Origin of the sequence: Burkholderia sp. AU45388, assembly GCF_030481585.1 — a bacterium.
Classification (GTDB): Bacteria; Pseudomonadota; Gammaproteobacteria; order Burkholderiales; family Burkholderiaceae; genus Burkholderia; species Burkholderia sola.
The window spans coordinates 18,479-44,138 of sequence record NZ_JAUJPV010000012.1 but is presented as its reverse complement, the minus strand read 5'-3'; the positions used below and the strand labels follow the sequence as shown (position 1 = coordinate 44,138).

Below are 25,660 nucleotides of genomic sequence, written 5' to 3'. Positions count from 1 at the left end.
ACGGCGAACCGAACATTCCAGGAGACAGACATGGCAAGGAAGATCACTTATTCGCAGGCGATCAACGAGGCGCTCGCGCAGGAAATGGCGCGCGACGACAGCGTGATCGTGATGGGCGAGGACAACGCGGGCGGCGCGGGCGCGCCGGGCGAGGACGACGCGTGGGGCGGCGTGCTCGGCGTGACGAAGGGGCTGTTCCACAAGTTTCCGGGCCGCGTGCTCGATACGCCGCTGTCGGAGGGCGGCTACATCGGCGCGGCGGTCGGCGCGGCCGCGTGCGGGATGCGGCCCGTCGCGGAACTGATGTTCATCGATTTCATGGGCGTGTGCTTCGACCAGATCTTCAACCAGGCCGCGAAATTCCGCTACATGTTCGGCGGCAAGGCCGTGACGCCGGTCGTGATCCGCGCGATGTACGGCGCGGGCCTGCGCGCGGCCGCGCAGCACTCGCAGATGCTCACGTCGCTGTTCACGCACATTCCCGGGCTGAAGGTCGTGTGCCCCGCGACGCCGTACGACGCGAAGGGGCTCCTGATCCAGGCGATCCGCGACAACGATCCCGTGATCTTCCTCGAACACAAGCTGCTCTATACGCGCGAGGGCGACGTACCGGAGGAATCCTATGCGATTCCGTTCGGCGAGGCGAACGTGCTGAGCGACGGCGACGACGCGACGATCGTCACGTACGGCCGCATGGTGCATCTCGCGATGGACGCGGCCGCGACGCTCGCGAAGGACGGCGTTCAGTGCGACGTGATCGACCTGCGCACGACGTCGCCGCTCGACGAGGAAACGATTCTCGAAAGCGCGGAACGCACGGGGCGCGTGGTCGTCGTCGACGAAGCGAACCCGCGCTGCTCGATCGCGACCGACATCGCCGCGCTCGTCGCGCAGCGTGCGTTCCGTTCGCTGAAGGCGCCGATCGAGCTCGTCACCGCGCCGCATACGCCCGCGCCGTTCGCCGGCGTGCTGGAAGACCTGTATATCCCGTCCGCCGATGCGATCGCGCAGGCGGTACTCAAGACGAGGAGCTGACACGATGTCGATTCACATGATCACGATGCCCAAGTGGGGGCTGTCGATGGAGCAGGGGCAGGTCAACGGCTGGCTGAAGGCGATCGGCGAACGCGTGGCGAAGGGCGACGAGGTGCTCGACGTCGAGACCGACAAGATCTCGTCGGGCGTCGAATGCGCGTTCGACGGCACGCTGCGCCGGCAGGTCGCGCAGGAAGGCGAGACGCTGCCCGTCGGCGCGCTGCTGGGCGTCGTCGCGGCCGCCGATGCGAGCGACGCCGACATCGATGCGGCGATCGCCGACTTCCAGCGCGATTTCGTGCCGAGCGCGGCGTCGGACGAGGCGGCCGGCCCGCAGCCGGAGAAGGCGCAGATCGGCGGCCGCACGGTCCGCTTCCTGAAGCTCGGCGACGGTTCGGGCACGCCGGCCGTGCTGATCCATGGCTTCGGCGGCGACCTGAACAACTGGCTGTTCAATCATGCGGAGCTCGCCGCGCACCGGCCGGTGTGGGCACTCGATCTGCCCGGCCACGGCGAATCGGGCAAGGCGGTCGAAACCGGCAGCCTCGACGAGCTGGCCGACGCGGTGCTCGCGCTGCTCGATGCACAGCATATCGAGCGCGCGCACCTGATCGGCCATTCGATGGGCGGCGCGGTGGCGATGACGTTGGCCGACAGCGCGCCGGAGCGCGTGGCGTCGCTGACGCTGATCGCGAGCGCCGGGCTCGGTACCGACATCAATCGCGCGTACATCGACGGCTTCGTCGCCGGCAACAGCCGCAACACGTTGAAGCCGCACCTCGGCGCGCTGTTCGCGGACAACGCGCTGGTCACGCGGCAACTGGTCGAGGATCTCGTCAAGTACAAGCGGCTCGAAGGCGTGCAGGGCGCGCTCGAGAAGATCGCGAACGCCGCGTTCGACGGCGCCGCGCAACGGCGTGTGTTCCGCGACCGGCTCGCGTTGCTGGCGCCGCGCACGCTCGTGATCTGGGGCGAGCGCGACCAGGTGATTCCCGTGCAGCACGCGCAGGGCTTGCCGGATGGCGTGCGCGCCGAGGTGATCGCCGCCGGCGGCCACATGGTGCAGATGGAGGCGGCCGCCGACGTGAACCGTCTGATCGTCGCGTTCCTCGGAGACTGACGATGGCCGCCGCGCTCGAACGACCCAGCCTCACGGCGCTCGGCCAGCCCGGCGCGAGAAGCCGCGACAAGCTCGCGCGCATTCCGGTGCGCGTCGAGCCCGCGGCCGGCGCGGCGCTGCCGAAGCCGCCGTGGCTGCGCGCGCGGCCGATGATGAGCGCGGCGGTGGCCGACATGGCCGCCGTGCTGCGCGAGCATCGGCTGCATTCCGTCTGCGAGGAGGCGATGTGTCCGAACATCGGCGAATGCTTCGCGCAGCGCACCGCGACTTTCATGATCATGGGTGGGCTGTGTACGCGGCGTTGCGCGTTCTGCGATGTCGCGCACGGCCGTCCCGAGCCGCTCGATCCCGCCGAGCCCACACGGCTGGCCGACGCGGCGGCGGCGCTCGGGTTGCGCTACGTCGTGATCACGTCGGTCGACCGCGACGATCTGCGCGACGGCGGCGCCGCGCATTTCGCCGCATGCATCGCGGCGGTGCGCGCGAGCGTGCCGGGCATCGGCGTCGAGGTGCTGACGCCCGACTTCCGCGGCCGCGCGGCCCGTGCGCTCGACGCGCTGTCGTCGGCGTGGCCCGACGTGTTCAATCACAACATCGAGACGGTGCCGTCGCTGTACCGGGCGGCGCGGCCGGGCGCCGACTATCGCGGCTCGCTGGAGCTGCTCGCGCAGGCGAAGGCCGCGCGGCCGACGCTCGTGACGAAATCGGGATTGATGCTCGGGCTCGGCGAACGCGACGACGAGGTGCGCGACACGTTGCGCGACCTGCGTGCGCACGAGGTGGACGTGCTGACGCTCGGCCAGTATCTCGCGCCGTCGGCGCACCATTTGCCGGTGCGGCGCTACGTGAGCCCGGACGCGTTCGCCGCGTGGCGCGACGAGGCGCTCGCGCTCGGTTTCAGGGAAGTCGTCGCCGGCCCGCTCGTGCGGTCGTCATATCACGCAGCCGACGTGCTGGAGGATGCGTAGCGCGCCGCGCGTCAGGCCGCGGCGGCGTGCGCGCGACTGATGCGGCGCAGGTACAGCACGAGCCCCGCGCCCGCCAGCATCAGGCTGACCGTGTTCGCGAACCAGAAGCCGCGCGCGCCGGTCAGCCACGCGGGCGCGATGCCGCCGACGTCGAAGCCGAGCACGTAGCCGCCGCTGAGTCCGACGCCCCACAGCGCGACCGCATAGATTACGGTCGGCACGACCGCCACCTTGTACGCGCGCAGCACGAACGCCGACGTGACCTGCAGCGCATCGAACACGTGGTAGCACGCGACGATCGCGACGAGCGGCATCGCGGCCGCGGCGACGGCCGGGTTCGGCGTATACCCGCCGATGATCAGCGGGCGCAGCGCGAACACGAGCACGCCGTAGGCGGCCGCGATCGCGCACGCGAACATCACGCTGTGCCGGCCGAGCAGCCGGGCTTCTTCCGGACGTCCGGCGCCGAGCGCGCGCGCGACCAGCGTCGACGAAGCCACGCCGATCGACAGCGGCGTCATGTACAGCACCGCGCCGATGTTGCCGGCGATCTGATGGCCGGCGAGCGTCGTCGTGCCGAACTGCGCGATGAACAGCGCCATGCACGTGTACGACGTGACCTCGATCAGGTACGACAGGCCCATCGGCACGCCGAGCTTCAGGATGGCCTTCTGCCGTTCCCACACGGGCCAGCAGAAGCGCGAGAAGATCGCGAGCGGCGCGAACACGTCGAGCTTCGCGAGCAGCGTGTAGCCGATCAGCGCGAGCGCCCAGTTGATCAGCGTGCTCGCGAGCCCGCAGCCGGGGCCGCCGAGCGCCGGTACGCCGAAGCCGCCGAAGATGAACCACACGTTCAGCGGAAACTTGAGCAGCAGCGCGCCGATCTGCAGGATCATCGCGAGCCGCGGCTTGCCGGCCGCGTTGGTCAGCGCGTTGTAGATGCGGAACACGAGGCTGGCGGGCAGCCCGTACGACAGGATGCGCAGGTAGTCGACGGTGCGCTCGTGCAGCGCGGCGGGGGCGTGCGCGACACGCAGCAGCGGTTCGGGAAAATGCAGCAGCAGGAAGCCCGGAATCGCGAGCAGCAGCGCAAGCCACAGCGCCTGGCGCACTTCCTCGCCGATCTCGGCATAGCGGCGCGCGCCGTACAGTTGCCCGGTGATTGGCTGCAACGCGGACAGGATGCCCGTCAGCCCGATATAGATCGATACGTAGATCGACGAGCCGAGCCCGAGCGCGGCGAGATCGACGGCCGAGTAGCGGCCGACCATCGCGGTGTCGATCACGCCGAACGCGATGATCGCGAGCTGGCCGACCAGCACCGGCCACGCGAGACCGACGATCCGGCGGATGTCGCCGAACATCGTCAATCGGCCGCCTGGCGGCGCGGCGGACGCCGCTTGACGGGGGTCTTCGGCCGTTCGATGCGCTCGTACAGGCGGAAGCGCTCGTCGCGGTCGGCGACGCGGCGGCCTTCCCAGACGAGACGCCATACGTATTGCGACATCGCGCTCGGCTCGCCGAAGTCGGAGCGGTCCTGACGCAGGATCACGTCGCAGTCGCCGGAGAAATCGAAGTGCATGTTGCCGAAGTAGGCGAAGGTCGCGATCTGCGCGTCGCCGAGCCGCACCGGCGAGATGCACTCGTAGTCGGACGGCAGGTGCACGGCGATCTGTTGCGCGACGTCGCGATAGGTCCGGCCGTAGTTGACGATCGGCAGCCACAGCGTCATCAGCAGCACCCACATCAGCGTGGTGCCCGCGCTCGACAGCACGACGCTGCGCCACAGCACCTTCGGCTGTCGCGACACGCGCCAGCGCGCGAGGAAGCACCAGCACACGGTGACGATCACCGCGCAGATGAACGACAGGATCTTGAAATGCGGCTCGTAGCCGGGCACGAGGCGCGCGAGGTTGCGCGCGAGCGGATGCGGGAAGCCGGTGAGCGACGCGAGCCACACGAGCCACACGAAGGTGCCGAGGATCGTGAAGCTCAGCACCGCGAACCAGTCGATCGCGTTGATCGCGCCGCGCTTGAGGGTCGGCAGCGCGAACGTCGCGAGCACCGCGAGCGGCGGCAGCAGCAGCATGTACATGCGGTTCGACTGCTGGCTTTGCAGGATCACGAGCGCGACGAGCGGCACGGCGACCGACAGCGGAATCGCGATGTGCGCACGGCGACGCATGCCGGCCCAGCTCCACCACGCCCAGATCGCGAGCGGCCACGCGGGCCACGTGAACAGCGGCAGGTTCTTCGCCGCATAGCCGAGCACGGCCGTCGGCGGGCCCGAAAAGCGCATCAGGCTGCCGTGGATCCACTGGTTGAAGAACCATGCGGCGTCGTCGGGCGCCGCGACGAACGCGGCGAGCGGCCACAGCGCGAAGATCACGGCCGCGAGCGGCAGGCCGACCAGCGGCAGGCGCAGGTTGCGCATTTCGGGTGTGACGAGCCACAGCGCGGCCGTGCCCGCGAGCAGCGCGACGACCAGCACCGGGTTGCCGGACAGCGCGACGAGCCCCATCGCGAGGCCCCACCACAGTGCGCCCTGCAGCGGCTTGTCGATGCCGCGCACGATCCCGTACACGAGCATCGCGATCCACGCGAACTGTGCGAGCTGCGGCGTCGTTTCGTGCCCGCGTTCCGCGAGGCCGAAGCAGGCGACGAGCACCAGCAGCGCGCCATCCGCGAGCGTGCGGCCGTAGTCGCGCGGCTCGGGTTCGCCGCCGAACGCGTATTTGAACGGTTGAACCTCGGCGCGCCGGCCGAGCAGGTAGGCCGCGTACCAGACGAACGCGCACGCGATGCAGAACAGCACGCCGGTATCGACGCGCGACGCGTTGCTCGCATCGACCCACGGATCGAGACCGCGGATCGACAGCGCGCCGAGCCAGTAGCCGAGCGGCCCGTCGGTCGTGATGAACTTGCCGACCAGGTTCGGCAGCAGCCAGTCGTGCCAGCCGCCCTTGGCCATCGTCCACATCACGCCGAAGCCCGCCGCGTCCTCGTTTTTCCACGGGTCGCGGCCGAACAGGCCGAACGCCGCGTAGACGAGGCAGAGCGTGAGCAGCAGCCAGCGCGGTAGCGCGCGCGTGGCGGAGGCGGTGAGACGGACGACAGGCTTCATGCAGATGAGCGATTTGTTATGGGCGGGCGGCCGGCGCGATCGCACGCGGCCGAGCCGGTTTCGAGCATCCGGCATTGTAGTCGCGCCCGCTGTTGAGCGTCAGGTCGTTTCCCGGGCGCCGGCCGGCGCGTGCCAGGCGAGCAGAGACAAAAAAGGGCAGCCTGGGCTGCCCTTTCGTGCGGTACCGGGTGCGTTGCCGCCGCCGGATCGGTGCAAAGCTTACTTTGCAGCAGCCTTGCCGTTGGCGCGTGCGCCGAACTTGTTCTTGAACTTCTCGACACGGCCTGCCGTGTCCATGATCTTTTGCTGACCCGTGTAGAACGAGTGCGATTCCGACGACACTTCGATCTTGGCGAGCGGGTAGGTCTTGCCGTCGAGTTCGATGTTTTCACGCGTCTGGATCGTCGAGCGCGTGATGAACTTGAAGCCGTTCGACATGTCTTGGAAGACGACTTCGCGATAATTCGGGTGGATGCCTTCTTTCATGGTCTTTCCTTGGTGAGAGCGGTAGCCAACCCGCCGCTTGCCGTGCCGGGTACGCCAATTTGCGTATCACCAGACGACGCCAAGCCCGGCGCGAGCCACTTGCCTAAGGTCGAAAAACGGCGATTATGCCAGAAAATCAGACGGTTGACGAATAATTTTCACGGTGCGTCGAGCGCGCCGGTGCCGGCCGGATCCTGCCGGTAGTAGCGCGCGAGCAGCCGGTACAGCTCCGGAAATTCGGACTCGAACGCTTTCGGCCGAACGAACAGCGCCTCGCTGCACACCGCGAAGAATTCCGACGGGTGGTCGGCCGCATAGGGATCGATCAGCGAATCCCGCTCGAAGCGCGCCCATGCGCGATCCGGCACCGCGTCGACGCGCGCGCAGAACTGGTCGTACGCATGTTCGAACACGTCGGCCCACGTCTGCGCGTCGAGGTGCGGCGCATGCCAGCGGCGAAAAAGGGGCGGATAACCGTCGGCCGCGCCGTTGACCATGTCGATCTTGTGGGCGAACTCATGGATCACGACGTTGTACGCGTCCCGGCCGTCCGTCATCTGCGCGTCTTCCCACGACAGGATCACGGGGCCGCCTTCCCACGCTTCGCCGCTCGCGTCCTGCTCGACTTCGTGGACGACGCCGTCCTCGTCCTGCACGGTCTTGCGGATCACGAATTCGCCCGGATACACGACGACGCCGACCCAGCCGTCGTACAGCGACAGGTCGAGATTCAGCACGGGCAGGCAGGCCTGCGCGGCGATCGCGACGATCATCGCGTCGGTCAGCTCGAGCCCGTGCGCGGTCGAAAACGACTTTTTCGCGACGAACAGGCTCGTCAGCTCGCGCAGCCGGCCGAGCGCGTCGGGCGGCAGGGCGCCGAGGAACGGCAGGCGCTCGACGGTTTCGTGCCACAGCGCGTCGGGAATCGGATGGCTGCGCAGCGCGCGGTCGCGGCGGCGGTCGTCGAACCAGCGGGTCAGTTTCGAGAGCATGGAGGCGGCGGACGAAAATCCAAAGCCTGTCTTTTAACTCAATCGATCTGTTTTTGCCATGCCGCGAAGAGGCCGCCGACGAGCGCGACGCCCGCGAGGAAGTAAAAGCCGTCGAGCGACGCGAGGAACGACGCCTGTTGCGCGACCATTCGCGCGATCGACGCGATCGCGAGGCCGTGCGCGTCGTTCAGCGCGTGGCCGGCGGCCGCATAGCTGCGCGTCAGCGCGTCGGCGGTTTGCTGGAACAGCGGATCGAACACGTTCGCGCGCTCGACGAGCCGCGTCCGATGCATGGCCAGCCGGTGCTGCTCGACGATGATCACCGACGACGTCGCGAACGAGATCGTCAGTTGCCGCACGATGTTCTTCACCCGGTAGCCATGCGTATATTCGTCGATCGCGAAGATCCGGAACGTGAGGTTGGCCACCGGCAGCACGATGAACAGCAGCAGCAACCCGCGCAGCAGCAGCGGGACGACCAGCGCCGCTTCGCCGACCTGCGGCGTCATCCGCGTCATCCACAGCGCGGCCGTGACGGCGATCGCGAATCCCGGCACGACGAACCACTTCTTGTGCGTGACGAATTTCGCGTAGCGCAGGTAGGCGAACAGCGCGATGGCCGAGAGCAGCGACATCGTGCCGACCAGGCGCCCGGCATTCTCGACCGGATAGCCGAGGCCGCTCTCAAGCAACCGCGCCGTCAGGTAGCTGAAGCCCGTCGTCTCGTAGTAATAGAACATGTAGAGCAACAGCCCGACCTGGAACGTCCGCTCGCGAAACGCATGCAGCCGCACGAGCGGCGTCGGGTGATGCCACTGGTGATACGCGAACCACGCGAGCGCGCCGAGCCCGGCAAACGTCAGCAGGATCAGCATCGGCGAGCCGCTGTAGAGCTGGTAATGCACCTGCTGCAGCACGATCTGCAGCGCGCCTTGCGCGAGCGCGAACACGACGTATGGCCAGAAATGTCCGGAGCCGCGCTCGTCGTCCGGCGTGCGGCCCGAATCGGGCAGCGTGAGCAACGCGAGGATCGCGAGCGCGATGCTGGCCGGCGCCGTGCACGCGAACAGTGCGCGCCACGTCGAATGCGCGACCAGCAGCCCGCCGACGATCGGCGCGAGCGCGCTGCCGAGCAGGATCATGATCAGGAACGCGCGCGTCGCGGGCGGCCGTGCCTGCGGCTTGAAGCTGATCTGGATCAGGATCCGGCACGCGCCCATCATCGGGCCGATGCAATAGCCCTGAAAGCCGCGCGCGAACGCCAGCTCCAGCGACGTGTCGGCGAGCGCCGCCGCGATCGCGCCGAACGAGAACATCAGCATGCAGCCCGCGACGTAGCGGCGATGGCCGAGCCGGTCGACCCACCATTGCTGCTGCAGGATGCCGAGCACGGCCGCGACCGCGTACGCGCTCGACGACCACACGAGTTCGTCCGGCGATGCGTTGATGCCGCCCGCGATGTAGCTCGCGAAGAACGAGAAGACGGCGTTGTCGAAGTAGTCGATGCCGGTGACGAGCGCGAGCGCCCATGGAAACAGGTCCGCGCGCAGGTTCGCGCGGCTCCACGGCGCCCGGCCCGGCACCGCGTTCATTCGCGATCCTTGCGGGCGCGCCGTGTGCCGGCCTCGGCCCGCCGCTGCGCGATCAGCGCATCGGCGTTCTCGCCGGCGAGACGCCGCTCGACGTAATCGATGTCGTGCTGCAATTCCTTGCGCAGCGTGACGGCTTCCTTCAGTTCGCGCTGGACGGCCGCGATGCGCCGGTCGAGCGTGTCGATCTGTTCGGCGAGGCCGGCGCGGATGTCGCGCAGCGATGCGTCCGAATAGCGGCGCCGGCCGTCGCCCGTTTCTTCCAGCGGGCGCTTCAGCATTTCGGTGATGCCGTGCAGCGAGAAGCCGAGCGCGCGCAATCGCAGGATGCGCGCGAAGCGCTCGAGGTCGGCTTCGTCGTAGAGGCGGTAGCGGCCTTCGCTGCGCGACGGCGTGACGAGCCCGCGCTCTTCGTAGTATTTCAGCGTGCGCGGCGTCACGCCGAGCCGCGACGCGGCGTCGCTGACGGTCAATAGCGGGGCGGAGGCATCGTTCGGCATCGGATGGAGGGATTGGGCGGGACAATGATGCGATTATAGATCAACCTGTACGTTCACGTTCAGGTTGGGATCGAAAAACGGCCGCCGGGCAGGATGCGCGGGCGGCCGTGTTGCGGAGCGGGAGGGCGATCAGCCGCCGCGGCGCATCAGGTCGAAGAACTCGGAATTGCTCTTCGTCTGGCGGATCTTGTCGAGCAGGAATTCCATCGCCTCGACTTCGTCCATGTCGTGAATGAACTTGCGCAGCACCCAGATCTTCTGAAGGATCTCGGGCTTGATCAGCATTTCCTCGCGACGCGTGCCCGACTTGTTCAGGTTGATCGACGGGTACACGCGCTTTTCCGCGAGACGGCGCTCGAGGTGCACTTCCATGTTGCCGGTGCCCTTGAACTCTTCGTAGATCACGTCGTCCATGCGGCTGCCGGTTTCGATCAGCGCGGTGCCGATGATCGTCAGCGAGCCGCCTTCCTCGATGTTGCGCGCCGCGCCGAAGAAGCGCTTCGGACGCTGCAGCGCGTTCGCGTCGACACCGCCCGTCAGCACCTTGCCCGACGCCGGGATCACGGTGTTGTACGCACGCGCGAGACGCGTGATCGAGTCGAGCAGAATCACGACGTCGTGCTTCATTTCGACGAGGCGCTTGGCCTTCTCGATCACCATTTCGGCAACCTGGACGTGGCGCGTGGCCGGTTCGTCGAACGTCGACGCGATCACTTCGCCGGCGACCGAGCGTTGCATTTCGGTCACTTCTTCCGGACGCTCGTCGATCAGCAGCACGAACAGGATCACGTCCGGGTGGTTCTGCTTGATCGCGTGCGCGATGTGCTGGAGCATCACGGTCTTGCCCGACTTCGGCGACGCGACGAGCAGGCCGCGCTGGCCCTTGCCGATCGGCGCGATCATGTCGATGATGCGGCCCGTGACGTTTTCCTCGCCGCGCATTTCGCGTTCGAGCGACAGCGGCTTGTTCGGGTGCAGCGGCGTGAGGTTCTCGAACATGATCTTGTGTTTCGAGGCCTCGGGCGGCTGCCCGTTGACTTTGTCGACCTTCACCAGCGCGAAGTAGCGCTCGCCGTCCTTCGGCGTGCGGACTTCACCTTCGATGGTGTCGCCGGTGTGCAGGTTGAAGCGGCGGATCTGCGACGGGCTGATGTAGATGTCGTCGGTGCTCGCGAGGTACGACATTTCCGGCGAGCGCAGGAAGCCGAAGCCGTCCGGCAGCACTTCGAGCGTACCGTCGCCGAAGATCGTCTCTCCCGTCTTGGCGCGCTTTTTGAGAATGGCGAACATCAGCTCCTGCTTGCGCAGGCGGTTCGCGTTTTCGATCTCCAGGCCGTTGGCCATTTCGATCAGTTCGGAGACGTGCAGAGACTTGAGCTCGGATAAATGCATACGGAGAACCCGCCAGGGAGGAGATGCGACGAAAGAAAATAAGGGAGGAGGGCGAGCGGAAGCGCTCAGAGACTTAAATGCGTCTTGTCGACGTTTTTTAATTCTAGCATAGGCCGATTCGCGCTTGAGCGAGCGATCGGCGGCTTGACGGCGGACGTGTTGCCGACTGACAACACGTCCGCGGACCTGCCGATATTACAGGTGGCTGTCCAGGAATGCGGTGAGTTGCGACTTCGACAGCGCGCCGACCTTCTGCGCGGCGGCCGCGCCGTTCTTGAACAGGATCAGCGTCGGGATGCCGCGCACGCCGAATTTCGCGGGCGTGGCCTGGTTGTCGTCGACGTTGATCTTCGCGATCTGCAGCTTGTCGCCGTAGTCCTTCGCGACTTCGTCGAGGATCGGGGCGATCATCTTGCACGGGCCGCACCATTCGGCCCAGAAATCGACGAGCACGGGCTTGTCGGACTTGACGACGTCCTGTTCGAACGATGCGTCGCTGATGTGTTTGATCTGTTCGCTCATTGGGTCAATACCTCTTACGGTTCGGGGACTGCCTGCTTGCGCGTTGCAGCGTACCGGCCTGCGCAAGGCTGCCGGCCGCTGCGGCAGGGCACTCCGCCTTCCGGGAAGGAGGGACGTAAGCGCTGCATGCCGCGGCTCGCGGGTCGTTCGGGCGTCATATTAGCCTAAATTGCTATCTGCTGCGGGCGGCGATAGTAGCCGCTACGCGAGTAGGGGTACGACGCGACGTTCGACCGTTGTGCGACGCAGATGGAGGCCGGCCCGCCAATTACAAGGGGCGGGCCGCATGCAGTGCGTGCGCATGGACGACGCGCCGGTTTGCCCGGCGAGATTCGCATTGATGCGAACAAACGGTCGCATTCGTCCGGAAGCGGTGATAGAATATGCCGTGACGGGCCTCCTCGCATGGTGGGGCGGTGAACCTGGTCAGGTCGGGAACGAAGCAGCCACAATCGTTTTCTGCCAGTGCCGAGGGTTGGGCTCGTCACCTTCCTTCTCGCCCCGTTCGCAGGGCGTTTTTTATTTCTGCGTCACATTCCGTTCGACCTGCGCCTTGCCCGTGTTCCGCCCCGTTTCGCGTGTCGGCGCGACGCAGCGTTACTGATACAATTTCCCGATGACCTATCAAGTTCTCGCACGCAAGTGGCGTCCGAAGGATTTCGCTTCGCTCGTCGGCCAGGAGCACGTCGTCAGGGCGCTCACGCATGCGCTCGACGGCGGGCGTCTCCATCACGCCTATCTGTTTACCGGAACCCGCGGTGTCGGCAAGACGACGCTGTCGCGGATCTTCGCGAAGGCGCTCAACTGTGAAACCGGCGTCACGTCGCAGCCGTGCGGCGTGTGTCGCGCCTGTCGCGAGATCGACGAGGGCCGTTTCGTCGATTACGTCGAGATGGACGCGGCGAGCAACCGCGGCGTCGACGAGATGGCCGCGCTGCTCGAGCGCGCGGTGTATGCGCCCGTCGATGCGCGCTTCAAGGTCTACATGATCGACGAAGTGCACATGCTGACGAACCACGCGTTCAATGCGATGCTGAAGACGCTCGAAGAGCCGCCGCCGCACGTCAAGTTCATCCTCGCGACGACCGATCCGCAGAAAATTCCCGTCACCGTGCTGTCGCGCTGCCTGCAGTTCAACCTGAAGCAGATGCCGGCCGGGCACATCGTGTCGCATCTCGAGCGGATCCTCGGCGAAGAGCGGATCACGTTCGAGCCGCAGGCGCTGCGTTTGCTGGCGCGTGCCGCGCAGGGCAGCATGCGCGACGCGCTGTCGCTGACCGACCAGGCGATCGCCTATTCGGCGAACGAAGTGACCGAATCGGCGGTGTCCGGCATGCTCGGCGCGCTGGACCAGACCTACATGGTGCGCCTGCTCGATGCGCTCGCGGCCGGCAACGGCCCGGAAATCCTCGCGATTGCCGACGAGATGTCGCTGCGCAGCCTGTCGTTCTCGACCGCGCTGCAGGATCTCGCGAGCCTGCTGCACCGGATCGCCTGGGCGCAGTTCGCGCCGGGTTCGGTGCTCGACGAATGGCCGGAAGCGGCCGACTTGCGCCGTTTCGCGGAGATGCTGAGCCCCGAGCAGGTGCAATTGTTCTATCAGATCGCGACGGTGGGGCGCGCCGAACTCGGCCTGGCGCCGGACGAATACGCCGGTTTCACGATGACGCTGCTGCGGATGCTCGCGTTCGAGCCGTCCGCTGGCGCCGGCAGCGCGCCGGGCGGTCAGCCGTCCGTGCCGCCGCGTGCGGTGCCGGCCCCGCGCGCTGCCGCGGCGCCGGCCGCCGCTGCGGCGAAGCCGGTAGCGGCCGCGCCGCCTGTCGCAGCGCGGCCGCAAGCCGCGGCGCCGGCTGCACCTGTTGCGCCGGTCGCGCGTCCGGCGCCGGCGCAGTCCGGTGACGACGCGGACCGCCCGGCCGCCAAGCCCGCAGCCGTTTCGGCACCGGCAGAAGCAGCAGCGCCGGCACCCGTAGCGGCCGACGCTCAAGCGATCGAGCCGCCGCAGCCGGAAGCGAAAGCTGCGCCCGCTGGCGACATGCGGCCTCCCGCCCGCAAGGAACCCGAGCCGACGGCCGTTGCCGCCGTGCAGCGAAACGACGAACCGGCGCCGCAGCCGGAACCGGCACCGCGCGCCGTGTCGCCCGAGCCGGCCGCCGCGCGCTCCGCGGCGCGCGCGGGCGGTGCCGCCGCCGCGCTCGACGTGCTGCGCAATGCAGGGATGCGCGTGTCGTCGGACCGCGGGCGCGCGGGCGCAGCAGCCAAGCCGGCGGCGTCCCAGCCGGTCGCCGAAAAGCCGGCCGCGCCGCGTCCGGCCGTCCAGGTGCCCACGCCGCGTGCCGCTGCGCGTGCGCCGCAAGCAGCCGATTCGCGCCAGCCATCGCCGCCGTGGGAAGACATTCCGCCCGACGACTACGTGCCGCTCAGCGCCGACGAGATGTTCGGCGGTTCCGACGACGGTTTCGTGCCGGCGTTCGACAGCGGTCCCGACGATGTGCGCGTGACGCCGAAGCCGGCGGAGGCACGCCCGGCCGCGCCGATCGACACGCGCCCGTTGCCGCCCGCGATCGCGCTCGATCCGATCGGCTTCGACGGCGAATGGCCGGCGCTGGCCGCGCAGTTGCCGCTGAAGGGCGTCGCGTACCAGCTCGCGTTCAACAGCGAGCTGACGGCCGTCGATGCGAGCGCATTGAAATTGTCCGTGCCGGTGCCGCAGTATGCGGACGCCGCGCAGGTGGCGAAGCTGAAGGCCGCACTGGCCGACGCGCTCGGCAAGCCGGTCGAGGTGAACGTCGAGGTCGGGCCCGCACGGCGCACCGCGGCGGCGCTCGATGCGGCCGCACGCGCGGCGCGCCAGCGCGAAGCCGAGCAGGAGATTCACGGCGATCCGTTCGTCCAGCAGCTCGTGCGCGAGTTCGGTGCGCGCATCGTCGAGGGCTCGGTGCGCCCGCTGGCCGATTCGACGCCGGACGGCGCGCCGCCCACGCTGCATTGAACTGACCGCCCCGCGACAGGCACAATCACGCCCCGCACACATTGGCCGGCACGCGCCGCGTGCCGGTTTTCACACGATCAAGAAGGAGTATTCCCATGTTGAAAGGCAACCTCGCCGGACTGATGAAGCAAGCGCAGCAAATGCAGGAAAACATGAAGAAGATGCAGGAGCAGCTTGCGCTGATCGAAGTCGAAGGGCAGTCGGGCGCCGGCCTCGTCAAGGTGACGATGACGTGCCGCAACGAAGTGCGCCGCGTGTCGATCGACCCGAGCCTGCTCGCGGACGACAAGGACATGCTCGAGGATCTCGTCGCCGCTGCGTTCAACGACGCGGTGCGCAAGGCCGAAGCCACGTCGCAGGAAAAGATGAGCGGCATGACGTCGGGCCTGCCGCTGCCCCCGGGCTTCAAGCTGCCGTTCTGAGCGCCGCGTCCTTGCCACCGTTTGCCGCCGTATGAAACAGCCGTCCGCCTTGTCCGCTCTCGTCGAAGCGTTGCGCGTGCTGCCCGGCGTCGGGCCGAAATCCGCGCAGCGCATGGCGGTTCACCTGATGCAGCACGACCGCGAGGGCGCGGAGCGGCTCGGCCGGTCGCTGCTGTTCGCGACCGAGCACCTGCAGCACTGCGAGAAGTGCAACACGTTCACCGAGGCGCAGATCTGCGAGGTCTGCAGCGACGAGGAGCGTGATCCGACGCTGCTGTGCGTCGTCGAGACGCCCGCCGACCAGATCATGCTCGAGCAGACGATGACCTACCGCGGGCTGTATTTCGTGCTGATGGGGCGACTGAGCCCGCTCGACGGAATCGGCCCGAAGGAAATCCATTTCGACCGCCTCGTGCGGCGCGCATCCGACGGCGTCGTCAAGGAAGTCGTGCTCGCGACCAACTTCACGAACGAAGGCGAAGCCACCGCCCACTACCTCGGCCAGACGCTCAAGGCGCGCGGGCTGGCGGTCACGCGCCTCGCGCGCGGCGTGCCGGTGGGCGGCGAGCTCGAGTACGTCGACGCGGGCACCATCGCCCGCGCGATGCTCGATCGCCGCACGATGTAAGCCGGGCGCCGCCTGCCGGCGGCGCCGTTCCTCATGCCAGGGAGACACATGAGCACCAGCCAGGGCCCGCTCGCGGGCGTCAAAGTGCTCGAATTCGGAACGCTGATCGCGGGGCCGTTCGCGTCGCGGCTGTTCGCCGAATTCGGCGCGGAAGTGATCAAGATCGAGGATCCGAACGGCGGCGACCCGCTGCGCAAGTGGCGCAAGCTCCATCCGGAGCAGGGCGGTACGTCGCTGTGGTGGTCGGTGCAGGCGCGCAACAAGAAATCGGTCACGCTCAATCTGAAAGCCGATGCCGGCAAGGCGATCGCGCGGCAGCTCGCGAGCGAGGCCGACATCGTGATCGAGAATTTCCGCCCGGGCCTGCTCGAAAAGCTCGGGCTCGGCTACGACGTGCTGTCGGCCGACAATCCGGGCCTCGTGATGGTGCGTCTGTCCGGCTACGGGCAGACGGGCCCGTACCGCGACCGGCCCGGCTTCGGCGCGATCGCCGAATCGATGGGCGGGCTGCGCCACATCACCGGCTATCCCGATCTGCCGCCGCCGCGCATCGGCATTTCGATCGGCGATTCGATCGCAGCGCTGCACGGCGTGATCGGCGCGCTGATGGCGCTCCATCACCGCAAGGTCAACGGCGGCGCGGGGCAGGTGGTCGACGTTGCACTGTATGAAGCCGTGTTCAACATGATGGAAAGCGTGGTGCCCGAATACGGCGTGTACGGGATGGTGCGCGAGCGCACCGGCGCGTCGCTGCCGGGCATCGTGCCGTCGAATACGTATGCATGCCGCGACGGCAGCATCGTGATCGGCGGCAACAGCGATCCGATCTTCAAGCGGCTGATGAAGGCGATCGAGCGCGACGACCTCGCCGACGATCCCGCGCTCGCGCAAAACGACGGGCGGGTGCCGCGCACGCAGGAAATCGACGACGCGATCGCCGCGTGGCTCGCGCCGCGCACGATCGACGAGGCGCTCGTCGTGCTCAATGCGGCCGACGTGCCGGCCGGGCGCATCTACAGCGCGGCCGACATGTTCACCGATCCGCAGTTCGTCGCGCGCCAGATGATCCAGCGTTTCAAGCTGGCCGACGGCACCGACATTCCGCTGCCGAACATCACGCCGAAGCTGTCGGACACGCCGGGCGAAACGCGCTGGCTCGGGCCCGAGCTCGGCGAGCATACCGACGAGGTGCTGCGCGGCCTCGGCTACGACGCGCACGCGATTGCCGCGCTGCGCGAGGCGGGCGCGATCTGAGCGCATCCGGCGTGGCGCTTTGCGCCGGGCCGCTCGACGAAGGGTTCCCCGAGGCGATTTTGTCCGGGCGGAAAACCCGGCGGCCCGGTGTTTTCCCCAGCGCGCGGAATGCCGCCGCGCAGTGCGGCGGCGCATCGCATGCCCATGCGTATACCCGGCCGTCCGCGGCGGCCGGACTGTCGCTCTCGCGCCATCTTTCCTCGGTTACAATCGCCGGATGCGAATCCTACTCAGCAACGACGACGGCTATCTCGCCCCCGGTCTCGCCGCGCTCAGCGAAGCGCTGCAGCCGCTGGCCGAGCTTACGGTGATCGCGCCCGAGCAGAACTGCAGCGGCGCGTCGAATTCCCTCACGTTGTCGCGGCCGCTGTCGGTGCAGCGCGCAGCGGGTACGGGTTTCTTCTACGTGAACGGCACGCCGACCGATTCGGTGCACGTCGCGCTGACGGGGATGGCCGACGCGAGGCCGGACATCGTCGTATCCGGCATCAACAACGGCCAGAACATGGGCGAAGACACGCTCTATTCGGGGACAGTTGCGGCCGCCACCGAAGGCATCATGTTCGGCGTGCCGGCCGTCGCGTTCTCGCTGGTCGACAAGGGCTGGGCCCATCTGGCCGACGCCGCGCGCGTCGCCGCGGAAATCGTCGCGCACTATCTCGCGCATCCGCTGCCGGGTAACCCGCTGCTGAACGTCAATATTCCGAACCTGCCGTACGACCACCTGAAGGGCTGGAAGGTCACGCGTCTTGGCAAGCGTCATCCGTCGCAGCCGGTGATTCGCCAGACCAACCCGCGCGGCGAGCCGATCTACTGGATCGGCGCCGCGGGCGACGCGCTGGACGCCAGCGACGGCACCGATTTCCACGCCGTCGCAAACGGTTTCGTATCGATCACACCGCTGCAGCTCGATCTCACGCATACGCAGATGCTGCCCGCGACGCGCGAATGGGCGCGCGCCGGAGGGCGGGCTTCATGAGCGGCGAGCGCGCGAAGCGGTTCCCGCTCGCGCTCGAAGATCTCAAACGAGCGCCACGCAAATCGGAAGGTCGGGCCGGCGAACGCCAAGCGGCGGGCGCGGTGCCGAAGGCCGCCGACAAACCCGCAGCCGTACTGAAACCGGTTGCGGTGAAGCCGGCCGCCGCGCGGGTGCCGCTGTCGGGCATCGCCGCCGCGAAGCCGGCGACCGCACCGAAGCCGACCGCGCTGAAACCCGCACTGCCGAAGCCGGCTGCGCCGAGCATCGCGCCGGCCGGCGCGTTCGCCCTCACGTCGGAACGCGTGCGCGAGCGGATGGTCGAACGGCTGCGCGCGAACGGCGTGACCGATGCGCGCGTGCTGGACGCGATGGCCGCGGTGCCGCGCCACCTGTTCGTGGATCCCGGGCTCGCGACGCAGGCCTACGAGGATTCGGCGTTGCCGATCGGCCACCAGCAGACCATTTCAAAGCCGTCGGTCGTCGCGCGCATGATCGAGCTCGCGATGGCCGGCCGCACGCTCGAGCGCGTGCTCGAGATCGGCACGGGTTGCGGCTATCAGGCCGCCGTGCTGAGCCACGTGGCACGCGACGTGTATTCGATTGAACGCATCAAGCCGCTCTACGAGCGCGCGAAGCTGAACCTGCGGCCGCTGCGCGTGCCGAACATCCGTCTGCATTACGGCGACGGGCGTGTCGGCCTGCCGTCCGCGGCCCCGTTCGACGCGATCGTGATCGCCGCGGCGGGGCTCGACGTGCCGCAGGCGCTGCTCGAGCAGCTCGCGATCGGCGGGCGGCTCGTCGCGCCGGTCGGCGGCCAGAGCGGGCAGCACCAGGTGCTCACGCTCGTCGAGCGCGTCGCGCACGCGCAATGGCGAGCGTCCCGGCTTGATCGCGTTTTCTTTGTCCCTTTAAAATCCGGAGTGATTTGAAACCGATGAGTATGTTGCGCGCGATGCAAAACAACCGATCCAGGGAACCGCTCACGCTCGCCCAGCGCGCGATCTGTGTGGCTGCGTTCTCCACGCTGCTGGCCGCCTGTGCGACGCGGCTCGACAACGCGCCCGTCGTCGATCGCTCCGGGTCGCTCGGCACGACCGCCGCCGCGCAGCCCGCGGCGCCGCTTCCGCCGGCGCCGCCGGGTTACTACCGGGTGAAGCCGGGCGACACGCTGTACCGGATCGCACTTGAAAACGGGCAGAACTATCGCGACATCGCCGCGTGGAACAATCTGGCGAACCCGAATCAGATCGAAGTCGACCAGCTGCTGCGCGTGTCGCCGCAAGCCGGCGCCGCGGTCGCGGGCACGCCGGCCGCCGCGCCGATCGTCGGCGGTGCGGTCGCGACCGCACCGCTGAGCAGCGGTCCGGCCGCGCCGGCTGCCGGCACGTCGTCCTCGCTCGCCGCCACGCCGCCGGCCGCGGCAACCGGCTCGAGCGATACGGCGGCGGCGCCGAGCGGTCCCGTGACGTTCGCGTGGCCCGCGCGCGGCCCCGTGCTGAACGGGTTCGACGATGCGAAGAACAAGGGTGTCAATATCGGCGGGACGGCCGGCGAGGCCGTGAAGGCGGCGGCGGACGGCCGTGTCGTTTACTCCGGCAACGGTCTGCGTGGTTACGGCAACCTCATTATCATCAAGCACGACGCAACTTACCTCACGGCGTATGCACACAATCGCGCTTTGATGGTAAAAGAGGGGGACGCGGTAACGAAGGGGCAGAAGATCGCCGAGATGGGTAACAGCGATGCCGACCGCGTGATGCTGCATTTCGAGGTTCGCCGGCAGGGTAAGCCTGTCGATCCGCTGAAGTATTTGCCGCCTCAATAACCGAGACGACCATGCCGAAATCGAAGCGCCACGAGCCGCAAGCCGAGTCTGAGAAGATCAGTCGTGCCACGCAAGCATCGGTGGGGCGAGCAGGTGCTTCGACGGACGACGAGGACGACGTCGCGGAAAACGAACGCGATCTCGAGGCCCGCGACGCCGAAGCGGACGGTGGCGACGACGAGCGCGAAGGCCGCCAGGAAGCGGCGCCCGACGTCGACGATTTCCGCACGCTGCTGCAGGCCGAGCTCACGGCCGACACGATCCAGCATTACCTGAACCGCATCAGCGTGAAGCCGCTGCTGACCGTCGAGGAAGAGCAGCGCTATTCGCGCCTGGCGAAGGCCGGCGAATTCGAGGCGCGGCAGGTGATGATCGAGCGCAACCTGCGTCTCGTCGTCAGTATCGCGAAGGGCTACCTGAACCGCGGCGTGCCGCTGCTCGACCTGATCGAGGAAGGCAACCTCGGCCTGATGCACGCGATCGAGAAATTCGACCCGACGCGCGGTTTCCGTTTCTCGACCTACGCGACGTGGTGGATCCGGCAGAGCATCGAGCGGGCGATCATGAACCAGGCTCGCACGGTGCGCCTGCCCGTGCACGTGATCCGTGAACTGAACCAGGTGCTGCGCGCGAAGCGCCATCTCGAAAAGAATTCGATGTCGACGGGCGAGGCGGCCGAACGCCGCGAAGCCAGCATCGACGACATCGCCTATCTCACCGGCAAGACCGCCGAGGAAGTCACCGATATCCTCGCGCTCAACGAACACACCGCGTCGCTCGACGCGCCGCTCGATCTCGATCCCGCGAGCAGCCTGCTCGACCTGTTGCCCGACGACCAGAGCCAGTCGCCCGACGCCGAGGTGCAGCACCGCGAACTCGAAACGCTGACGCGCGCGTGGCTGTCGCGGCTGTCCGACAAGCACCGGCACGTGATCGAGCGCCGCTTCGGCCTGAACCACATCGAACCGGCGACGCTCGAGGAACTCGCCGACGAGATGGGGCTCACGCGCGAGCGCGTGCGGCAGATCCAGCAGGAAGCGCTGGTGCGCCTCAAGCGGTTCTTCGCCTCCAACGGCGTGCGCAAGGACGCCGTTCTGTAACTGATGACCCCGATCCTTGTTTTTGACATCGAGACGATTCCCGATGTCGACGGCATTCGCCGTCTGGAAGACCTGCCCGCGACGCTCGACGATGCCGCGGTGGCCGAACATGCGTTTGCCGCACGCCGCGAGAAGACCGGCGGCGATTTCCTGCCGCATCATCTGCAGCGGATCGCGGCGATCTCGTGCGTGTTCCGCGACAACAACGGTTTTCGCGTGCGCTCGCTCGGGACGCCGCAGGACAACGAAGCGACGCTGATCCAGTCGTTCTACCGCGTGATCGAGAAGTACACGCCGCAGCTCGTGTCGTGGAACGGCGGCGGTTTCGATCTGCCGGTCCTCCATTACCGCGCGCTCGTGCACGGCATTCCCGCCACCCGCTACTGGGATCTCGGCGAGGACGACCGCGAGTTCAAGTGGAACAACTACATCTCGCGCTATCACTCGCGGCATACCGACCTGATGGACGTGCTCGCGATGTATCAGGCGCGCGCGAACGCCCCGCTCGACGCGCTGGCGAAGCTGTGCGGTTTCCCGGGCAAGCTGGGGATGGACGGCAGCCAGGTGTGGCCGGCGTTCCGCGATGGCCGGATCGACGAAATCCGCAACTATTGCGAAACCGACGTCGTCAATACGTATCTGCTGTATTGCCGGTTCCAGTTGATGCGCGGCGGCCTGACGCCGAGCGAGTACGCGGACGAGATCCTGCTCGTGAAGAACGCGCTCGCGCTGGAACCGGCGCCGCACTGGGTCGAATATCTGGCGGGCTTCGACGCGTAGCGCGGGCAGGCCGCGCCGCAACCGGTGCGATCAGGCGAGTTCGAGCAGCACCGGCTGATGATCGGACGCGCGTACGTCGCCGTTGATCTCGCAGCCGACGACGCGCGGCAACAGCGTGTCGGTCACGAATACGAAATCGCACGCGAGCGGGCCTTCCGACCATTGTGCGGTGTCGTAGACGCCGGCCGTCGGCGGCGGCGTGCGACCGGGATGCCGTGCGACCCACGCGTCGACGAAACCGGGTGCGTCGGCAATCGGCTCCAGAAAGCGCTGGTACGCATCGTTGCCGAACGCGCTGTTGAAGTCGCCGCAGACGATCGCATCGCGCGGTTGTCCGGTCGCGGTGAACGGCCCGTCGGCGGTTTCGGCGGGAGCGGGATGGGTCGCATGCGCGCAGGCGTCGCGATGCCGGTCGCGTAGCGCGTCGACCTGCGCCAGCCGCTGGCGTGCCGAGTAATACTCCAGATGCGTGGTGACCACGCGCAACGCCCCGAACGGCGTATGCAGCTCGACATCGAGCGCGACGCGCGGCATCGACGGCGCACCGGCGTCGGCCGGCCACGGCAGCGAGTGACGCAGCACGCGCCCGATCGGCAGCCGCGTCGCGATCGCGTTGCCGAACTGGCGGCGCGGTGCGCGTGGCCGGATGGCCGGCAGGTCGGCGCCGATGACGCCGACGATCGTATAGCCGGGCAGCAGCGCCGCGAGTTCGGCGAACTGGTCCGGGCCTGGCCGGCCCGGCAGGGCGTCGAAACCGCGCGTGACCTCCTGCAGGCACAGCACGTCGAAATCGCCGAGCCGGCGAATAGCCGCGACGGTGCCGGACAGATCGACCACGCCGTCGGCGTCCCGACCCCATTGGATGTTCCAGTCGATCAATCGCATGGTCGAATCTCCTTGGTCTGCTGCTGCGAGCAGAACCCGTGCCGCCGGTGGGCCGTGCCGCGAATCGCACGCGACCGGCCAGCCGGCGTGCAACGGGGTGCGCGATCGTCGGCCGCTCCGGCGCCACGCAGCGCGGCATGCGCATCGGCATCGGCGCTTGCGCGACGAAAGCGCGCGACGGGGGCCGTCGTCGTCTACAATCTCGCCTTCTTCAACGTTTGTCAGGAAAAGCTGGTGTCCGAAGCCGTCCCCACTTCTGCGCGCAAATCGAAAAACGCGCCCGTCGCGCCCGGTCCCGCCCCGGTTCTCGAGATCGAATCGCTCGACATGGAAGCGCGCGGTGTCGGCCGCACGATGACCGAGGACGGTCAGCCGGGCAAGGTGATCTTCGTCGAAGGCGCGCTGCCGGGCGAGCGCGTGACCTATTCGAGCTATCGCCGCAAGCCGAGCTACGAGCAGGCGACGGTTGTCGACATTCTGCGCCCGAGCGTGATGCGCACGCAGCCGAAGTGCACATTCTTCGGCACCTGCGGCGGTTGCTCGATGCAGCATCTCGACATGCGTGCGCAGGTGGCGGTCAAGCAGCGCGTGCTGGAAGACAACCTGTGGCACCTGGCGAAGCTGCGCGCGGAAACGATGTTCGCGCCGATCCATGGACCGTCGTGGGGCTATCGCTACCGGGCGCGCCTGACCGTGCGCAACGTCGCGAAGAAGGGCGGCGTGCTGGTCGGGTTCCACGAGAAGAAGAGCAGCTACGTGGCCGACATGACGAGCTGCGAAGTGCTGCCGCCGCACGTGTCGGCGATGCTCGTGCCGCTGCGTCGGCTCGTCGAGGGGCTGTCGATTCGCGACCGGATGCCGCAGATCGAACTCGCGGTCGGCTCGGCCGTCACCGCGCTCGTGCTGCGCGTGCTGGAGCCGATCAACGCGGACGACGAAGCGCTGCTGCGCGCGTTCGCTGACGAGCACAACGTGCAGTTCTGGCTGCAGCCGAAGGGGCCGGACACGGTGACGCCGTTCTACCCGCTCGACGTATCGCTCGATTACACCCTGCCGGAATTCGGCATCCGCATGCCGTTCAAGCCGACCGACTTCACGCAGGTCAATCACCAGATCAACCGCGTGCTGGTGGGGCGTGCGCTGCGCCTGCTCGCGCCGTCGCGCGACGATCGCGTGCTCGACCTGTTCTGCGGGATCGGCAACTTCACGCTGCCGCTCGCGCGGCTGTCGCGCGAGGTGATGGGCATCGAGGGCAGCGATACGCTGACCACGCGTGCGCTCGCGAACGCTCGTGAGAACGGTGTCGACGGCCACACGACGTTCGCGTGCCGGAACCTGTTCGAAGTCACGGGCGACGACCTGCGCGCACTCGGCGCATTCGACAAGTTCCTGATCGACCCGCCGCGCGAAGGCGCGCTCGCGGTGTCGAAGGCGCTGGCCGAGATCGCGCAGAGCGGCGCAGGCCCGCTGCCGAAGCGCATCGTCTACGTATCGTGCAACCCGTCGACGCTCGCGCGCGATGCGGGCCTGCTCGTGCACGAAGCCGGCTACCGGCTGAAGGGCGCCGGGGTCGTGAACATGTTCCCGAATACGTCGCACGTCGAATCGATCGCGCTGTTCGAGCGCGACTGAGCCGGGCGGCGGACGTAAAAAACCGGCCCGCGGGCCGGTTTTTCATGGTGCGTGCCGAACGTCAGTTGCGGTTGCCGCCGAAAATGCCGAGCAGCGCGAGCAGGTTCGTGAACACGTTGTACAGGTCGAGGTAGATCGCGAGCGTGGCCGAGATGTAGTTCGTCTCGCCGCCGTTCACGACGCGCTGGACGTCGAACAGCATGTAGGCCGAGAAGATCGCGATCGCGAGCACCGACACGGTGAGCATCAGCGCCGGCAGTTGCAGGAAGATGTTCGCGACCGACGCGAGCAGGATCACGATCACGCCCATGAACAGCCACTTGCCGAGGCCCGAGAAGTCGCGCTTGCTGACGGTGGCGATCGTCGCCATCGTGGCGAAGATGATGCCGGTGCCGCCGAACGCGAGCATGATCAGCGACGGGCCGTTCGAGAAGCCGAGGATGAAGCTCAGCAGCCGCGACAGCATCAGGCCCATGAAGAACGTGAAGCCGAGCAGCACGAACACGCCGGCCGCGCTGTTTTTGGTCCGCTCGATCGCGAACATGAAGCCGAACGCGATCGCGAAGAACGCGAGCAGGCTCATCATCGGGCTCGTGGCCGCGAACAGCGAGAAGCCCGTCGCGACGCCGACCCAGGCGCCCAGCACGGTCGGCACCATCGACAGCGCGAGCAGCCAGTACGTGTTCCGCAGCACGCGGTTGCGAACCTCGGCGGTGCTGACGGAGCCGCCGCGGCCGAAATTGTACGGATAGTCGTTCATGGTTTCTCCTAACATTGAACGCGTGAGCGTCCGGGGCCGGTTCGGCGCACGCGGTGTGCGGCGCAGCAAACCGGAGCAGCTATGGCTAAGATACGTTCCGTGCCCGGAGGTTTCAATGGCCGGGCGGCACAAAACACAGGGATTTCGAACCTTTCACGTATGTAAGGGTTCAATCGCAATGATACACGGGATCGTGCTACAATAGCGGATTCATTTGAACCTGTAACTTCTTAATTTTTTGGAGTTTTTATGGCAATCGAGCGCACCCTGTCGATCATCAAGCCGGATGCGGTGGCAAAGAACGTGATCGGCCAGATCTACAGCCGTTTCGAAGGCGCCGGCCTGAAGATCGTCGCATCGCGCATGGCGCACCTGTCGCGTGCCGACGCAGAGAAGTTCTACGCAGTTCACGCAGCGCGTCCGTTCTTCAAGGACCTCGTCGATTTCATGATCTCGGGCCCGGTGATGATCCAGGTTCTGGAAGGCGAAGGCGCGATCCTGAAGAACCGCGACCTGATGGGCGCAACGGATCCGAAGAAGGCGGAAAAGGGCACGATCCGCGCCGACTTCGCCGACAGCATCGACGCGAACGCCGTGCACGGCTCGGACGCTGCGGAAACGGCAGCGGTCGAAATCGCGTTCTTCTTCCCGGAAATGAACGTTTACTCGCGTTAA

The 25,660-nt window shown here is 67.4% G+C and carries 24 protein-coding genes and 1 other RNA gene; 15 read left to right on the top strand and 10 right to left on the bottom strand.

The annotated features are described in order from the left end of the window. Positions 1–30 precede the first annotated feature (30 nt). Genes QZM72_RS19735 through lipA form a run of 3 tightly spaced genes read left to right on the top strand, consistent with a single transcriptional unit; the run spans position 31 to position 3,123 of the window. The gene (locus QZM72_RS19735) at positions 31–1,035 is read left to right on the top strand and encodes an alpha-ketoacid dehydrogenase subunit beta (protein WP_301738989.1); all 1,005 of its coding nucleotides are present in this window, start codon (positions 31–33) and stop codon (positions 1,033–1,035) included. A 4-nt stretch (positions 1,036–1,039) separates the two neighbouring features. Next, positions 1,040–2,155 (top strand): acetoin dehydrogenase dihydrolipoyllysine-residue acetyltransferase subunit, encoded by a 1,116-nt coding sequence (locus QZM72_RS19730; RefSeq protein ID WP_301738988.1) that lies wholly within the window; start codon positions 1,040–1,042, stop codon positions 2,153–2,155. A gap of 2 nt (positions 2,156–2,157) precedes the next feature. Then, positions 2,158–3,123: a lipoyl synthase gene (gene lipA, locus QZM72_RS19725; protein WP_301738987.1), complete on the top strand. Its 966-nt coding sequence runs from the start codon at positions 2,158–2,160 to the stop codon at positions 3,121–3,123. Positions 3,124–3,134: 11 nt separating this feature from the next. Here lipA and QZM72_RS19720 read toward each other — a convergent pair whose 3' ends face one another. The 8 genes from QZM72_RS19720 to trxA form a co-directional block, all read right to left on the bottom strand. Further along, a complete protein-coding gene (locus tag QZM72_RS19720) occupies positions 3,135–4,487 on the bottom strand; it encodes an MATE family efflux transporter (protein ID WP_301738986.1) in 1,353 nt (450 codons plus the stop codon). 2 nt (positions 4,488–4,489) lie between these two features. Then, on the bottom strand, positions 4,490–6,322 hold the full coding sequence (locus QZM72_RS19715; protein ID WP_301738985.1) for a glycosyltransferase family 39 protein: 1,833 nt from the start codon (positions 6,320–6,322) through the stop codon (positions 4,490–4,492). 144 nt (positions 6,323–6,466) lie between these two features. After that, the gene (locus QZM72_RS19710; protein WP_050013208.1) at positions 6,467–6,733 is read right to left on the bottom strand and encodes a type B 50S ribosomal protein L31; all 267 of its coding nucleotides are present in this window, start codon (positions 6,731–6,733) and stop codon (positions 6,467–6,469) included. Positions 6,734–6,891: 158 nt separating this feature from the next. Further along, positions 6,892–7,725, bottom strand: coding sequence for a zinc-dependent peptidase (locus QZM72_RS19705; protein ID WP_301738984.1), 834 nt, complete (start codon positions 7,723–7,725; stop codon positions 6,892–6,894). Between the two features lie 38 nt (positions 7,726–7,763). After that, complete coding sequence (locus tag QZM72_RS19700; protein ID WP_301738983.1) at positions 7,764–9,317, bottom strand: MFS transporter; 1,554 nt, start codon at positions 9,315–9,317, stop codon at positions 7,764–7,766. After that, positions 9,314–9,814, bottom strand: coding sequence for a MerR family transcriptional regulator (locus tag QZM72_RS19695; protein WP_089467583.1), 501 nt, complete (start codon positions 9,812–9,814; stop codon positions 9,314–9,316). The genes QZM72_RS19700 and QZM72_RS19695 overlap by 4 nt, the downstream gene beginning before the upstream one ends. Before the next feature lie 129 nt (positions 9,815–9,943). Beyond that, positions 9,944–11,206 carry a transcription termination factor Rho gene (gene rho / locus QZM72_RS19690; RefSeq protein WP_006478662.1) on the bottom strand — a complete coding sequence of 421 codons (1,263 nt, stop codon included), beginning with the start codon at positions 11,204–11,206 and terminating at the stop codon, positions 9,944–9,946. A 195-nt stretch (positions 11,207–11,401) separates the two neighbouring features. Beyond that, positions 11,402–11,728 (bottom strand): thioredoxin TrxA, encoded by a 327-nt coding sequence (trxA, locus tag QZM72_RS19685; protein WP_006402348.1) that lies wholly within the window; start codon positions 11,726–11,728, stop codon positions 11,402–11,404. Positions 11,729–12,118: 390 nt separating this feature from the next. On the opposite strand from trxA, the gene ffs reads away from it, so the two are divergent. From ffs to QZM72_RS19635, 10 genes are all read left to right on the top strand, one after another. Then, an RNA gene (gene ffs, locus QZM72_RS19680) (signal recognition particle sRNA small type) lies at positions 12,119–12,217 on the top strand. Positions 12,218–12,344: 127 nt separating this feature from the next. Further along, the gene (locus QZM72_RS19675; RefSeq protein ID WP_301738982.1) at positions 12,345–14,720 is read left to right on the top strand and encodes a DNA polymerase III subunit gamma/tau; all 2,376 of its coding nucleotides are present in this window, start codon (positions 12,345–12,347) and stop codon (positions 14,718–14,720) included. Between the two features lie 95 nt (positions 14,721–14,815). After that, complete coding sequence (locus tag QZM72_RS19670) at positions 14,816–15,142, top strand: YbaB/EbfC family nucleoid-associated protein (protein WP_006482124.1); 327 nt, start codon at positions 14,816–14,818, stop codon at positions 15,140–15,142. Between the two features lie 31 nt (positions 15,143–15,173). Beyond that, a complete protein-coding gene (recR, locus tag QZM72_RS19665; RefSeq protein WP_006478665.1) occupies positions 15,174–15,770 on the top strand; it encodes a recombination mediator RecR in 597 nt (198 codons plus the stop codon). A gap of 48 nt (positions 15,771–15,818) precedes the next feature. Beyond that, positions 15,819–17,024 (top strand): CaiB/BaiF CoA-transferase family protein, encoded by a 1,206-nt coding sequence (locus QZM72_RS19660; RefSeq protein ID WP_050013203.1) that lies wholly within the window; start codon positions 15,819–15,821, stop codon positions 17,022–17,024. 217 nt (positions 17,025–17,241) lie between these two features. Further along, positions 17,242–18,003: a 5'/3'-nucleotidase SurE gene (gene surE / locus QZM72_RS19655; protein WP_089467581.1), complete on the top strand. Its 762-nt coding sequence runs from the start codon at positions 17,242–17,244 to the stop codon at positions 18,001–18,003. Beyond that, the gene (locus QZM72_RS19650) at positions 18,000–18,932 is read left to right on the top strand and encodes a protein-L-isoaspartate(D-aspartate) O-methyltransferase (protein WP_089467970.1); all 933 of its coding nucleotides are present in this window, start codon (positions 18,000–18,002) and stop codon (positions 18,930–18,932) included. Before surE ends, QZM72_RS19650 begins: the two co-directional genes overlap by 4 nt. A 5-nt stretch (positions 18,933–18,937) precedes the next feature. Next, complete coding sequence (locus QZM72_RS19645; RefSeq protein WP_089467580.1) at positions 18,938–19,828, top strand: peptidoglycan DD-metalloendopeptidase family protein; 891 nt, start codon at positions 18,938–18,940, stop codon at positions 19,826–19,828. Positions 19,829–19,839: 11 nt separating this feature from the next. Continuing rightward, positions 19,840–20,928 carry an RNA polymerase sigma factor RpoS gene (gene rpoS, locus QZM72_RS19640; protein ID WP_089467579.1) on the top strand — a complete coding sequence of 363 codons (1,089 nt, stop codon included), beginning with the start codon at positions 19,840–19,842 and terminating at the stop codon, positions 20,926–20,928. 3 nt (positions 20,929–20,931) lie between these two features. Next, on the top strand, positions 20,932–21,708 hold the full coding sequence (locus tag QZM72_RS19635; protein ID WP_074802594.1) for a 3'-5' exonuclease: 777 nt from the start codon (positions 20,932–20,934) through the stop codon (positions 21,706–21,708). Positions 21,709–21,738: 30 nt separating this feature from the next. Here the strand turns inward: QZM72_RS19635 and QZM72_RS19630 are convergent, their stop codons facing one another. Further along, the gene (locus QZM72_RS19630; RefSeq protein ID WP_089467578.1) at positions 21,739–22,593 is read right to left on the bottom strand and encodes an endonuclease/exonuclease/phosphatase family protein; all 855 of its coding nucleotides are present in this window, start codon (positions 22,591–22,593) and stop codon (positions 21,739–21,741) included. A 327-nt stretch (positions 22,594–22,920) separates the two neighbouring features. Here QZM72_RS19630 and rlmD point away from each other — a divergent pair, with 327 nt between their 5' ends. Beyond that, on the top strand, positions 22,921–24,225 hold the full coding sequence (gene rlmD, locus QZM72_RS19625) for a 23S rRNA (uracil(1939)-C(5))-methyltransferase RlmD (protein WP_306427122.1): 1,305 nt from the start codon (positions 22,921–22,923) through the stop codon (positions 24,223–24,225). Positions 24,226–24,286: 61 nt separating this feature from the next. On the opposite strand, the gene QZM72_RS19620 is transcribed toward rlmD, so the two are convergent. Further along, positions 24,287–24,985 (bottom strand): Bax inhibitor-1/YccA family protein, encoded by a 699-nt coding sequence (locus tag QZM72_RS19620; protein WP_006484459.1) that lies wholly within the window; start codon positions 24,983–24,985, stop codon positions 24,287–24,289. 249 nt (positions 24,986–25,234) lie between these two features. Between QZM72_RS19620 and ndk the strand changes: the two genes are divergently transcribed. Then, entirely contained in the window at positions 25,235–25,660 is a 426-nt protein-coding gene (gene ndk, locus QZM72_RS19615) for a nucleoside-diphosphate kinase (RefSeq protein WP_006478674.1), read from the top strand.

Excerpts from the sequence above, each read along its gene's own strand:
- rlmD (WP_306427122.1), top strand. The coding sequence starts at position 22,921 with ATGGAAGCGCGCGGTGTCGGCCGCACGATGACCGAGGACGGTCAGCCG.
- rho (WP_006478662.1), bottom strand. The coding sequence starts at position 11,206 with ATGCATTTATCCGAGCTCAAGTCTCTGCACGTCTCCGAACTGATCGAA.
- QZM72_RS19645 (WP_089467580.1), top strand. The coding sequence starts at position 18,938 with ATGAGTATGTTGCGCGCGATGCAAAACAACCGATCCAGGGAACCGCTC.
- QZM72_RS19650 (WP_089467970.1), top strand. The coding sequence starts at position 18,000 with ATGAGCGGCGAGCGCGCGAAGCGGTTCCCGCTCGCGCTCGAAGATCTC.
- ndk (WP_006478674.1), top strand. The coding sequence starts at position 25,235 with ATGGCAATCGAGCGCACCCTGTCGATCATCAAGCCGGATGCGGTGGCA.
- QZM72_RS19705 (WP_301738984.1), bottom strand. The coding sequence starts at position 7,725 with ATGCTCTCGAAACTGACCCGCTGGTTCGACGACCGCCGCCGCGACCGC.
- QZM72_RS19630 (WP_089467578.1), bottom strand. The coding sequence starts at position 22,593 with ATGCGATTGATCGACTGGAACATCCAATGGGGTCGGGACGCCGACGGC.
- QZM72_RS19670 (WP_006482124.1), top strand. The coding sequence starts at position 14,816 with ATGTTGAAAGGCAACCTCGCCGGACTGATGAAGCAAGCGCAGCAAATG.
- trxA (WP_006402348.1), bottom strand. The coding sequence starts at position 11,728 with ATGAGCGAACAGATCAAACACATCAGCGACGCATCGTTCGAACAGGAC.
- QZM72_RS19715 (WP_301738985.1), bottom strand. The coding sequence starts at position 6,322 with ATGCCGGATGCTCGAAACCGGCTCGGCCGCGTGCGATCGCGCCGGCCG.
- QZM72_RS19695 (WP_089467583.1), bottom strand. The coding sequence starts at position 9,814 with ATGCCGAACGATGCCTCCGCCCCGCTATTGACCGTCAGCGACGCCGCG.
- QZM72_RS19635 (WP_074802594.1), top strand. The coding sequence starts at position 20,932 with ATGACCCCGATCCTTGTTTTTGACATCGAGACGATTCCCGATGTCGAC.
- QZM72_RS19730 (WP_301738988.1), top strand. The coding sequence starts at position 1,040 with ATGTCGATTCACATGATCACGATGCCCAAGTGGGGGCTGTCGATGGAG.
- QZM72_RS19720 (WP_301738986.1), bottom strand. The coding sequence starts at position 4,487 with ATGTTCGGCGACATCCGCCGGATCGTCGGTCTCGCGTGGCCGGTGCTG.
- QZM72_RS19660 (WP_050013203.1), top strand. The coding sequence starts at position 15,819 with ATGAGCACCAGCCAGGGCCCGCTCGCGGGCGTCAAAGTGCTCGAATTC.
- lipA (WP_301738987.1), top strand. The coding sequence starts at position 2,158 with ATGGCCGCCGCGCTCGAACGACCCAGCCTCACGGCGCTCGGCCAGCCC.
- QZM72_RS19700 (WP_301738983.1), bottom strand. The coding sequence starts at position 9,317 with ATGAACGCGGTGCCGGGCCGGGCGCCGTGGAGCCGCGCGAACCTGCGC.
- QZM72_RS19675 (WP_301738982.1), top strand. The coding sequence starts at position 12,345 with ATGACCTATCAAGTTCTCGCACGCAAGTGGCGTCCGAAGGATTTCGCT.
- QZM72_RS19620 (WP_006484459.1), bottom strand. The coding sequence starts at position 24,985 with ATGAACGACTATCCGTACAATTTCGGCCGCGGCGGCTCCGTCAGCACC.
- QZM72_RS19710 (WP_050013208.1), bottom strand. The coding sequence starts at position 6,733 with ATGAAAGAAGGCATCCACCCGAATTATCGCGAAGTCGTCTTCCAAGAC.
- QZM72_RS19735 (WP_301738989.1), top strand. The coding sequence starts at position 31 with ATGGCAAGGAAGATCACTTATTCGCAGGCGATCAACGAGGCGCTCGCG.
- surE (WP_089467581.1), top strand. The coding sequence starts at position 17,242 with ATGCGAATCCTACTCAGCAACGACGACGGCTATCTCGCCCCCGGTCTC.
- recR (WP_006478665.1), top strand. The coding sequence starts at position 15,174 with ATGAAACAGCCGTCCGCCTTGTCCGCTCTCGTCGAAGCGTTGCGCGTG.
- rpoS (WP_089467579.1), top strand. The coding sequence starts at position 19,840 with ATGCCGAAATCGAAGCGCCACGAGCCGCAAGCCGAGTCTGAGAAGATC.